The sequence below is a fragment of the Sphingomonas aquatilis genome (assembly GCF_014196115.1).
In the GTDB taxonomy this organism is placed as follows: Bacteria; Pseudomonadota; Alphaproteobacteria; order Sphingomonadales; family Sphingomonadaceae; genus Sphingomonas; species Sphingomonas aquatilis.
Map to the genome: position 1 here is coordinate 142942 of NZ_JACIDB010000004.1, position 10888 is coordinate 153829.

Annotated in this window: 14 protein-coding genes; all 14 read right to left on the bottom strand. The window is 61.5% G+C overall.

Annotation, left to right across the window (positions count from 1 at the left end):
• Window positions 1-160: 160 nt before the first annotated feature.
• The 14 genes from GGR47_RS11525 to GGR47_RS11595 all read right to left on the bottom strand — a co-directional run bounded on the left by GGR47_RS11525 (window position 161) and on the right by GGR47_RS11595 (window position 10791).
• Window positions 161-1504 carry a hypothetical protein gene (locus GGR47_RS11525; protein WP_246343018.1) on the bottom strand — a complete coding sequence of 448 codons (1344 nt, stop codon included), beginning with the start codon at window positions 1502-1504 and terminating at the stop codon, window positions 161-163.
• Between the two features lie 68 nt (window positions 1505-1572).
• Complete coding sequence (locus tag GGR47_RS11530; protein ID WP_147035232.1) at window positions 1573-2232, bottom strand: phage adaptor protein; 660 nt, start codon at window positions 2230-2232, stop codon at window positions 1573-1575.
• A gap of 37 nt (window positions 2233-2269) precedes the next feature.
• Window positions 2270-2416, bottom strand: coding sequence for a hypothetical protein (locus tag GGR47_RS11535; RefSeq protein WP_167509697.1), 147 nt, complete (start codon window positions 2414-2416; stop codon window positions 2270-2272).
• Between the two features lie 48 nt (window positions 2417-2464).
• Window positions 2465-2773 (bottom strand): hypothetical protein, encoded by a 309-nt coding sequence (locus tag GGR47_RS11540; RefSeq protein ID WP_147035234.1) that lies wholly within the window; start codon window positions 2771-2773, stop codon window positions 2465-2467.
• Window positions 2773-3213, bottom strand: coding sequence for a Bbp16 family capsid cement protein (locus tag GGR47_RS11545; protein WP_147035235.1), 441 nt, complete (start codon window positions 3211-3213; stop codon window positions 2773-2775). The genes GGR47_RS11540 and GGR47_RS11545 overlap by 1 nt, the downstream gene beginning before the upstream one ends.
• Before the next feature lie 13 nt (window positions 3214-3226).
• Complete coding sequence (locus tag GGR47_RS11550; RefSeq protein WP_147035237.1) at window positions 3227-4261, bottom strand: major capsid protein; 1035 nt, start codon at window positions 4259-4261, stop codon at window positions 3227-3229.
• 37 nt (window positions 4262-4298) lie between these two features.
• Complete coding sequence (locus GGR47_RS11555; RefSeq protein WP_147035238.1) at window positions 4299-5252, bottom strand: hypothetical protein; 954 nt, start codon at window positions 5250-5252, stop codon at window positions 4299-4301.
• Between the two features lie 168 nt (window positions 5253-5420).
• Window positions 5421-5735 carry a hypothetical protein gene (locus GGR47_RS11565; protein WP_147035240.1) on the bottom strand — a complete coding sequence of 105 codons (315 nt, stop codon included), beginning with the start codon at window positions 5733-5735 and terminating at the stop codon, window positions 5421-5423.
• The gene (locus GGR47_RS11570) at window positions 5732-7939 is read right to left on the bottom strand and encodes a portal protein (protein WP_147035241.1); all 2208 of its coding nucleotides are present in this window, start codon (window positions 7937-7939) and stop codon (window positions 5732-5734) included. Before GGR47_RS11570 ends, GGR47_RS11565 begins: the two co-directional genes overlap by 4 nt.
• Window positions 7939-9264, bottom strand: a complete 1326-nt coding sequence (locus GGR47_RS11575; RefSeq protein ID WP_147035243.1) for a hypothetical protein — start codon at window positions 9262-9264, stop codon at window positions 7939-7941. Before GGR47_RS11575 ends, GGR47_RS11570 begins: the two co-directional genes overlap by 1 nt.
• On the bottom strand, window positions 9257-9559 hold the full coding sequence (locus tag GGR47_RS11580) for a hypothetical protein (RefSeq protein ID WP_147035245.1): 303 nt from the start codon (window positions 9557-9559) through the stop codon (window positions 9257-9259). Before GGR47_RS11580 ends, GGR47_RS11575 begins: the two co-directional genes overlap by 8 nt.
• Window positions 9560-10157: 598 nt before the next feature.
• On the bottom strand, window positions 10158-10388 hold the full coding sequence (locus GGR47_RS11585) for a hypothetical protein (RefSeq protein WP_147035246.1): 231 nt from the start codon (window positions 10386-10388) through the stop codon (window positions 10158-10160).
• Window positions 10388-10639, bottom strand: coding sequence for a hypothetical protein (locus GGR47_RS11590; RefSeq protein ID WP_147035248.1), 252 nt, complete (start codon window positions 10637-10639; stop codon window positions 10388-10390). The genes GGR47_RS11585 and GGR47_RS11590 overlap by 1 nt, the downstream gene beginning before the upstream one ends.
• 2 nt (window positions 10640-10641) lie before the next feature.
• Window positions 10642-10791: a hypothetical protein gene (locus GGR47_RS11595; protein ID WP_167509698.1), complete on the bottom strand. Its 150-nt coding sequence runs from the start codon at window positions 10789-10791 to the stop codon at window positions 10642-10644.
• Between the last annotated feature and the right edge of the window lie 97 nt (window positions 10792-10888).

The window sequence follows — 10888 nt, forward strand, 5'->3', positions numbered from 1 at the left end:
TATAGCGCCCCGACAGCAATCCCGCCGTCGGCTGCGGCAGCATCATCGGCATAGGGACCAGTCTCCAGCGCATCGGATGCCGCCGACAGCTGATTAATCGCCGTTGCTGCCCGACGCACCCACTCCGCTATATTCGTAGCGACGACGGGGACGCGGAGGATCATCGCCCGCCACCCATCGCATAGGCAGGCTCAAAGCCCTGAACAAATGTCCAATCAGCTGCCGCCGCGACGGTCAGCTTCGTTGAGATATATCGGCCGGACGCGCGCACAGGCATGTCGCCGCTTTCCATAAGCGTACCGCGCGACACCAGTCCGGTGATGTCGCCCAGACGCTGCCGGCAATCGAAGGCGACAGTCATCCCGCTGGTGGCGTCAGTCAGCGGGCGGATCGACCGCACCCGGCTACCCCTGCCGTCACTCCACTCCATGTATGGCGTCGTGAAGCTGGCAGCGAGGTTATCGCCGCTCAGCGCGCCGATCTGATTGGAAGCATTGGCCAGCAGCAGCAGAGGGTCGCCACCTGAAAAGCGCGTGCTGTCGAGGCTAAAAGGAATGGTATCGAGGCCGTCCGGATACAGCGCATTGAGCTGCTCCAGCGTGATCGAGGATGTAAAACCGGAGAACACCCCGACCGCATCCAGCATGATGATGCTCCAGCGATCCAGCGTCCAATTGTAGACCCACAACTTGCCAGGTGCACCGGGAACCAGCCACGCTACCGTCGTACGCCGCGGGTCAATGGCCGCGTACATGGTGTCGAGCTGCGCACGGGAATAGCTGGCGAAAAACGTCTGGTCGACACGCTCCACGCCAATCGGCTGAACATCGGTGCCGTCACAGAACATGAACCCGCGATCGGACAGGAAGTACACTCGCCGGCCGCTCTGTGCGATCGAGCCCTTGGAGATGGCACCCACCTCAGGTGCGATCACGTCAAACTGCCAGACGTATTGGTCGCCCGTGTAGGTCATGCGGCGAACTGCCGACCGCTGAATGATCAGGCCGTATTCGCCGCCAGCGATGCCCTGCACATCGCCCCCATCCAGCATCGGCTGGAACCCTGCCTGGTCCTCGCCGGGCGTGTTCTTTCGGTAATCATTGAAGCCGGACCACTGCACAAGAGCTGCGTTCCCGGCCGCGCCTCCGTAGACCACGAAGTCGCGAACCGTTGCCACGCTGGTCGCGGATGGCGCCCCCGGCACGGTGCCTGCGGTGTTGGCGATGAGGTCAACGGCTTGCGTAGAGGCGCCATTGACAGCGATCACCACGTCACCGAACTGCGTGAATTGCCAGCGGTTGGTCAGCGCGAGGCTGTCTACGATGCTTACCCAGCCAGCGGCATAGCGGTACAGGTTCGATGTCGTGCCGGCGAACAGCGTGCCGCTTTCGTTGCTATCTACGAATGCCGCGCCGCCATTGAACTTGGCAGGAAGCGGGTCCGTGATCGGTTCGAATGCCCCGACAGGCTTATAGCCGTTCGCCGCAGGATAGGCGTTCGCCATATCCTTCAGGCCGTCGGTAAGATGCTGCGCCTTGTCGGGCTCATATGCCCCATAGACGATACGCTGCCTTACCATCGCAGCCCAATCCGCTCACGCGTCGGCGGCTTCATCGTCAACGGGCCAGATCCATAGCGCTGACGCGTTCCCGATTGCATGATGCTCTGCATGGCCTCGTCCAATGCGGCCTTCAGCATCGGCAGGCGCTCGTCGTTCCAGTTGAACGCTTCTGCCTGGATGATCGTGGCATAAAGGTATGCGTCAGGGTGTTTGGCCAAGAGCCAATTCGTATCGACTGCGGCGCTGAGCGAAGGCAGGTTCGCGCGATATGTTAGGACGGCGCCATATGCCTTGTCAGGCACGGGCCAGAATTGGACCGTGTTCGCAACGATCGTGAATTTCTCGGGTGTGGCGCTGATCAGGTTGGCGCGCGGCAGCATACCGAAGTCAGCGGGTGACAGCTGATCCATGGGCGGCTGGCCGGGGATGCCAAGCGCACGAATGCTATCGAAGTCAACGGGAAGCGCGACAGACGCTGCTGGTGTCAGGGCAACCTGCACCTCCATGTCCGGCATGACCAGCTCGCGCCGAAAGCGCGCCTCAGCCAGGCGGATGAAGTCCGGAACATCATCCTGAAGGTCGGTGCGGTTCAGCCAGCGCTGCACGCTCGTGACGAGACCGGTGTAATTGGTCAGGTTGGAGAGTTGCTGTGCCTCAACAAAGATGGTCACCCAAGCACCTCTTCAGTTTGTGCAACGATGGACGCCATCAGGACACCTTGTAGATGGCGAGGGGGACGGCCACGACGGCACCGATACCTAGCGCAGGAACCAGCAGCCCGACGTTCACAGTATTGGCAAGCAATGCGTTCTCGCGAACGCTGCCATCACTGAACTGCTGATCGGCGTATGCCATTATGCCACCTCAAAACAGGAGGGGCCAGTTTCCCAGCCCCTCACATGGTCAGAGCGTCGGCTCGTCAGCCGCCTTAATGGCGGTGATGAGCTCCTTCTTAGACAGCGCTTTGCCATCCACGACGCTGGGCACGTTCTTGGTCGCCGCCAGAGCCTTCAGCGCGGGAAGCTCCAAGTCCTCCAGAGCCGGCTGCACGTTCAGCGTCTTGTCCGACGCTTCCATTGCGGCCTTCTCCACCGGCTTGACCCGCTCCCAATTGTCGTTGGGCTCAGCCGCCGTGGTGAACGGCGTGTTGGCGTTGTGGTAGATGCCATCGACATAGACGGCTTCAGGCGAGGTGTAGGTCTTTACCGTCATCAGTACCTCCCGGAGTTGGTCTGACGCGACATGACGACGCCAGCCGTGATGCGACCGGTCGTCGGCGCAGTGCCGGTGACCGTGTAGAACATGCGGACGAACTCCTTGCTCGCCCCAACCGGGAACCAGTCCGGCTGGATATGCTTCTGTCCGGGCACCAGATCGGCCGCGACGTAGGTCGCCGAGAACACCGTGTCGGGAGCCGAAAAGGCTGCCGTGGTGTCGGTCTGGATCGCGATCGTCAGCGAGGTGAGGTTGTTAAAGGCCTCAGTCACACCCACGAAGAACGGCACGGGCTCGCCGCGTCCGATATCGCGCTTGAGGGGCGTCGACGCGCCGTACGGCGTGCCGGGATTGCCCAGATCGATGACGTTGGTCGAAGCCGCCGTCGCGGTGATGGCCTGGTTCTCGGAGAGCAGGCCGGTACGGTCGAGAATCATTGCTCAGCCCTCCTTAGATGACGCGCTGTTCGGCGTTGATGAGCGCATCGGTTTCGCGGATCGGCATCTCGCGGTAGCCTTTGATCTCCTTGCCCGCGATTTCCTCAGGCATGAGCCGGATCTTGTTGTCCGACGCACCCGAGTTCGTGGACAACGCATCGAGCGCTTCCAGCAGATCGCGGTTCATGTAGATCACCGGCTTGATGCCCGTGACGTTGCCGTCCGTGTTCTCGATGAGCGTGTCGCGGCGGTTCTGCATCTTGTAGTAACCGCGCCGCAGCAGGGCGAAGAGGTCGACGGTGCCGGCCTTCACGGCGTTGATGTCGATGTTCGCGATGCGGACGTTCTGACGCCAGTCAGCCACCTTCACGCCGATATCCTGGCGGAAGTATTCCTCCTTGGCGAAGTACGGACGATTCTGTTCGTCATAAACGCGCTGAACGCCCATGTCCTTGCGCTGCACGCCAGCCGTCGATCCTTCCGGCGTGATGAGGCTGGTGCCGCTCGGACCCCAACCCAAGATCCAGATGGACGTGTTGCTCGAACCCGTGCCCCCACCGTCGATGATCTGCGTGGCCGCAGCACCGCCGTTGGTAATCGAGTTGTAGCGCGCCGCGACGCCCTTAAAACGCTCAGGCGTGGTGGCGGTGTCGGCATAGAAGAAGTTGACCTGCACATCCTGCGCGATGGCTTCCAAGGCGACATTCGCCTCGTCAGCCCGCTCGGCTGCGGGGTTCTTGACCTTCTCCAGATAGCGCGTGTCGATCGTGGCCAGCCGCTCGACAAAGCCCGTCGTGTCGCGCACCTGCATGGAGGTGCCCTTCGACTGGATGATGCCCTTGTAGAGCTGGCCCCAGGCGACATCGCCAAGGCCGGTGCGGATGCGGCTGATGTGGCCGGACCCGTCGTTGCAGTCGATGACGTGAGCGTCCTGCATCAGCGGGTTGAGGCGATGCAGCGCTTCGATTGCGGGGATGACATCCCCGTTGCGATTGGTCGAGGCATAGTGGTCGATGATGCCTCGGAAGCTGTTTCCGATGGTAGCCATGCGGCCTCCGTTGAAGCGATGGGAGGCCTAGCCTCCCTCAGTTGCGGGGAACGTCGTCAGGATAGAGCGTCGCCAAGGTGCCGCGGGGCTTGGACTGGCCAGGCTGGGCGCCGGGGCGCGCTGCGGGCGGAAGTGGCTGTTTGGCTGCCCTCACGGGCTCCATCCGCTTCTTCATCAGCTGGTCGTATTTGTCGGCCTTGGCCTTCAAATCTCCGATGCGACGAAGCGCGATGATGTCGGCCGCACGTGCCTCTGCCATCACTTCCTTGGGATATCCGAATTCCGCCGCAATGGGCTCCAGATCAGAAAGGAGCTTTGCGCGCGAGGATGGATCGGACCATTCATCCCCAAATGCGTCTTCCAAAACAGCATGTTCGGCCTGAATTTCGGCTTGCAGCTGCTGCTGGTAAATAGCCTGCGCGTGGTTTCGCGCCTGCTCAAGCTGCTGCGAAACGCTGTCTCGCTGGGCAACAGCGTATTTGTACGCCGCTTCCTGCTGAAAGTAAATATCCCTGTGTTCGGGACTGGCAAGCAGGCGCGGGTCCGGCATCGGCGGCAATTCGGGCAGAAACTGCTCCAGTGCCTGCTGGTGATTCTGCATGATCGTCGTCAGGGCTTGGCGCGCTTCGGACTCCACAGCTTGGCGGGTGTTCGCCGCCTCTCGCGATTTGGTCTGCACGAATTTTTCGCGATCGGCTTCACGCTTAGCGATGATTTCTTGCGCCTCACGCGGCAGAGACGCAAAGACATCCTTCGCGTCCTTAGCCCAAGACGTCGGCGTATCAATCGTCGGAAGGTCTACGTCAGCGGGCTCTCCGTCGTCACCAGCATCCGTGGTATCTTGACTGGCTTCGGCCCGGGCGTCCTGCTGCGGCTGACCGTCGGTCGGCTCGATTTGCGCTTCATCGCCATACATGTCGGTGAGACTGGGGGCCGCGGGCTGTGCGGCGGGCGTCTGCTCACTCGGTGCGACCTCGGTCTGAATATCCATGTCCATGCTCCTCAAAATGGCTTCCACAGGCGGCGCTTCAGGCGGCGCCGGTCACTTGCGTGTTCGATGGCCTTGTCGCGGGCGGCGCGCTCAGCTGGGTCCATCGCCGAAACTTGACGGCGCTCTTCCAACAGACGCTCGTAGGCCTCAGCGATGGGTGCGGGGGTGTCAGTAATTGACATAGCGACGCTGCTCGGTGTTCAACCGGGCCATCTGGTCTGCGCGAGCCGCCTCAAACTTCGCTGCGTCGCCATCGGCGATCAGAGCGCGCATCTGAATTTCGATTTGGTCAACTATCTTGAGCGCCGTGCCCAGCTTCTCGACCATGGCAAGCGGCTCGCCGCGCATTGGATGCTTGGCGACAATCTCCATTAGCTTCTCTGCGTACTCGCTGCGAATCGTCGCCAGCGCCGGGCCGACGAACTCTTGCATGGCGGCATCGGCGCGCTCTGCACGGGCGAGGCGGGCGGTTTCGTCGCTCACTTGTCCAAATCTCCACCTGGGCGCAGGGTAGGAAGGTCAGGCGACTCGCCCTCCGCGCTATCCTCAGCGGAATCCGCCTTCTTCCGCTGCATCTCCTGATCGAACTGGAACCGCTCGACGGCTAGGCGCATGTCGAAAGCCTGCTTTTCCTGCGCCAAGCCTGCCTCGAACGTCGCGCGATCACGCTCCAGCTCGGACCGCAGCGCTTCCTTTTCGCGAGCCGCTGCAAGGTCGAATTCCTGCTGCTGCGACGCGAGCGCGTTCTTGGCTTCGTTTTCCTGCTGCTGGATCGTCAGGCGCCCCATCGCCAACTCGTGGGCATGCTGGTCCTTCGCCTGCTGGGTAGCGGCGTCGGCTTGTGCCTTGGCGACCTCGGGGTCCTGCTTCTCGGGCGCGGGGCCAAGATCGGCAGGGTTCAGCACGTAATCCGACGGCGATCCCAGTCCGCTATCCTGCACGAAGCCGCGGACGTTCTGATATACCTGCTCTTCGCTGACGATCCGACCGCCGGCCATGACGATGCCCTGCTGGATCTGGAACAGCTGCTGGCGAAGCGCTATCTTCTGATCCTTGTTGCCCGTGCCGATGCCGACATTGATGTTCATGTCGATCTCTTCGGGCCACTTGCGCGGGTCGATCGTGCGGTACTTGCCCTCGATCTTCATGCGGAACGGCTGGCCGAATTTGCGCATAAGGCGGTATCGCTTGGCGAAAATGCTGGCGACGATGCCCTCGGCAAAGTTCCGAGTGATATACAGCTCGATCTGCTGCGACTGGGCCATGAGCATGCCCATGCCGGTCGCCGTCTTGTTCATCGTGTCGGGGTTCAGACCCTGCGACTGACGCGTAACACCGGTGCGACTTTCCCGCTCGGCGCTCATCATTTCCATGCCCTGGAAGGCGATGGCGCTGGTGTCGGTTTGCGTGAACGGCTGCGGGGGCAGATTGCCCTTGTAGCGGATCAGGCCGCCTGGCCGGACGGTCAGCAGGTCATCGATCGTGTCGACCGTCATAGCCTCTTCAGCAACCGCGACACGTGGCGCCGTGGCCAAGTACTGGCTATCCAGCCCCGATCGCAGCAGCACCGATCGAATGCGCTGGATGTCCATCGTCTTGTCGGCCGTGCTGTCGCCAACGAGGCGGTGCGAGGCGGGGAAGGGTGACCAGATGGAGTACGGCTGCTCATCCACCTCCATAACATTCAGGATGACGTTGCCGACGCGGTGGACGAACAGACGCTCAGCGATGCCATCACCGTTCAGGTCGTAGAGGGGGTATTCCTCTTCCAGCCAGAACATGCGGTTGGCGCCGGTGCGACGGCCGACGCTGTTGGTATCGTTGCTGCGATCGGCATCACGTGCCTTCTCGACCTGTTCGCCGCCCCCACCATTGCTAGGCAATGCGTCGAGAACATCGGGGTCGTAGCCCAGCTTGACCAAATCGCTGTACGACTTGCGCATGCGCTCGCCGACATAGGCTGCCTCATCCAGATCATCGGCATCCGGCGAGACGCGAAAATACTCGTTCGGCACGGCGCGGTCACGAAACAGCGGTGGCTGCGGGATGGCCAAGGTCACATCCCACAGCGGAGACTGCATGGTCGCTTCCCAACCCGGCTCGACGCCAGTCATTTCCACGACTTCCATGCCGCTGACGAAGTATCCCTCCGGCCGCTCCTCAATCTCTTCTGCCGTGACCCGGCGCTGCTCATGCAAAGACGGCTGGGGCTCAGCAAACGTCTTGACGATGCCGGTTTTCTCCAGCTTACCGGCCTTCAGCGCATCGTGCAGGATGCGATAGCCCTTCTGCTTGCGCAGGAAGTGGTAGCGGACCGCTGCGGTGGCTTCTTCACCATAGTCCACCATAACCGGCGCACCTTGCGTCGGCTCGCCGTTCTCGTCGGGCGGGCCGGGCTTGGTGACAGGCTCACCATCGTCACCGATCTGCGGCTCTGGCTCGCTCTCGAACTCAACGGCCTTGCCGCTGGCCAGAATGGTGTTGAGGATGCCGACTAGCGACGTGTCGACCACTTCGGCGACATCACGCGTCACAGCTTGGCTGCGGCCCTCGACTTCGTCACCGTAGGGCTTGCCCTGATAGAACGCGAGCGAGGTTGCACGAGCGTCTTCCAGCGCCGTGTCATAGCCGCGCTGTTGCTCGCTGCGGAGGAATTGCAGGAACTCTTCGGGCACCTCAATCGCCATCAGACGATCCCCCTCGATAGCTGTGAATAGTCGATGGTGCGGGCAGGCTCGCGGTCACGGGGCTTGCCAATGGCGAAGGTGCGGAAGGCGTCGGCTGGGTCGCTTGCCCAATCGTGCAGCGGTGTGTCGCGATAGGCGCGCAGCTTCTCGTCCCAGATGCGGCGATAGGCCCGTAGAGCATCAACGCCCTTCTCAGTCTTCGCTTTATCGAAGTAGCAGAGTGGCAGGATCTGCCGGACCTCGTTGATGTCGTTGGCGACACTGGCCGTACGCGGAACAATTCGAATGCCGGTCAGACCCATGGACCCGGCAGTGTCGGCGATCGAGCCGGTAGCGCTGACCAGATGCTCGTTCTCGGCATCGTGGGGCATCAGATGCTCGCCATAGTTGTACGGTTTGGCGCGCAGTTCCTTCACATACCAGTCGATGCCGACGCTCGTGTTGACGAGGTAGTCGATGATCGCCCAGCCGGTGCCATAGCGCTGCACAAACCAAATCGCCGTCTGGTCGTTTCGGCCCAGGTCCCACGCAGTGTGGACTTGGGCCTGCGGGTTGTATGGCACGGCGGTAATGCGCCCGTCCGCTTCAAGCCGATCAATGATCTTAGCGTAGTAGGCACCAGGCAGACCGGCGCTGAAGCTGGTCATGTACTCCTGCTGGTAGATGGCGTCGCCGTCGTCTTCGCCGCGCTCCTGAATGATTTCGGCCCGCTCGTTCGCGAGCGCATCTGTGTCAAAAACGGTCGTATCGTTAGCCGTTAGCCGCTCGGCAAACCAATCATCGGATGCCTTGCCCATCTCGTACATGCGATAAGCATGGTTGCGCCCACGCGGGGTGGTGATGAACATCGCCCAGCCGCCGTTCTCCAGCAGAATAGGGCGGATTAGTGACCATGCCTGTGGATTGGAGAGAGCCCATTCTGAAAACACGACGCCGATCGGCGGTGTGCCGACCAGCGCATCGTAGTTGTCCGATCCGATGACCTGCCACGTCGAGCCCGACTTGAACTCTATGAACATCTCATCATCACGAGTGCGTTTTCGAACGGCTGCCGGGAATGCGTCGTCAATCCGCCTGCGGCCGGTATGCGGGTTCACCGCGTTCCAGATCGCTTTCCGAGCTTGGTTCTGCTGTGGAAGCAGGTGCCAATATACACCGACGCGCTCATGGGCGGCGCAGGCAGTGTAATGCAGCGCGACATCGTCCTTGCCGTGCCTGCGGGGCCAAATAGCAATGGCCCGCTTGCCACCCGCGTGCATGTACCGCCACAGCTTGTGCTGGTACTCTCGTGGCGACCATTGATGCGGGAGGCTTACCTCAGGCATCAGGCTTCACAATCTTGATGACCAACGGCTCGCCGTCATCACCGGCAAGCTGCATTGGAAGAACCTTGCCCAGAAGCGGCAGGAAGCCTTTTGGATAATCGGTAGCCTGCTTGACCAGATATCCGACTAGGCCGCCTTCCTCGCCATCGCCGCCAGCTTTGATAGCGGCCTGAATGATCGCATCCTTAAGCAGCGCAGTAGTCTTATTCGGCGCGCCTTTCGGGCGACCTTTACCCTTCTGCTCCTCGAAGGCCTCGCTCCGTATTCCATCCGTATTTTGCGGGGCGCCATCCATAGCACCCGACCAATTACACCCGAGCGCAGGCGCTTTTTAGTGACGAAAGTCGATTGCCCAGCACATAGTTGCGGCGTCGGGTACGCAGGCGCTCGCGACCAGTCTGATCTGCCCACTGTGCAATTTTGCGCGGATTCGTTCCGTAGTGGTCGGCACACTCCCAGCCCATGACCTCGAAAACCTCTTCGAAGTCGTCAGGCCGGGGGCGTGGAGGGCGACCGAGCATGCCCATGGCCTACTCTCCCCGATCGTTGGTGTGGGTGGGGTGGGCGACCGGATGGATCGCGAAATAAGGCGCAAGGAAAGCCGAAACCGGCGCTAGGCTATACGCATATGGTCCGCGCGCCACTTCGCGCTGTACGGTGCCTTTTCGGCAGGATTTGACCACCTTCGTCTGTTGGGTCGTCATGCTGCGTCTCCCGAATGTGTGTGGCTGGTCATAGGGGGCGCCTCCATGACTGCATGCGCGCATCCCGGCCGAAGAACGGATTGGTGATCTGGTAAAAGTCGATGCCGGTTTCGCCCCTGTCCTCAGCGAAAGCCCAGACCCGCTCAGGCCGTTGATCCAGCCGGCGGACGCGGACGTAAGCGTTCTTCCTCATGCGCCTTCCCCCTCTCCCGCGGGCTTCGTATCGGTGGGGGTCAGAGTTCCCTCATGCGCACCGATTTCGATCGCGTCGGCAATCTCATAGTAGGCCCGCCAGTCAGTGCCGTGCTTCTTGCTGTCTCCAGTAGCGCGCAGCCAAGCGACAACGGTTTCGCGCTCGGTCTGCTCGCCCATGAAGCGTGCCAGCTTTTGCAGCACGTCGCCCGTATGCTTCTCTCCCATCACTTCCTCCCGGTGTCAGGGTTGGCAGACCGGCTATTGGCTTGTTGAAGGCGCGCACGAACGGCGAGGCCGAACGCCGTCATCCTCCACCGCTTAGGCTTGCTAGGTTCGCGCTCCACAATTCCGAAGAGCGGCCACGAAAATGCCTGCTCTGGCGTCAGGTTCTTTGTCGGCATAACCAACAGCCGATCGACGTGCTTAGCCTGAGATGCGGCCAGAGCCACGTCGCCAAGCGAAAAGTCTTCCGCCATCTTCACTTCCTCCCGATATGCAAATGGATGAACCCGGCCGCGGTAGGGGCGGGGATGTCGTACTTGCCCGCGAGCTTGGCGGTGTCGGCGCGGGCAATCGCTGCCGGGTCCGCCTTCAGCATGGCGACGATGAAGGGGGTGAGGCCGGTCATGGATGGGGCCTCACAGACCCTACCCCGAAACTTCCCACAGCCTTTTTATGGATATGGCAGAAACGGCGGAAATCAGCCGTTTTTACCTTTTCCATAT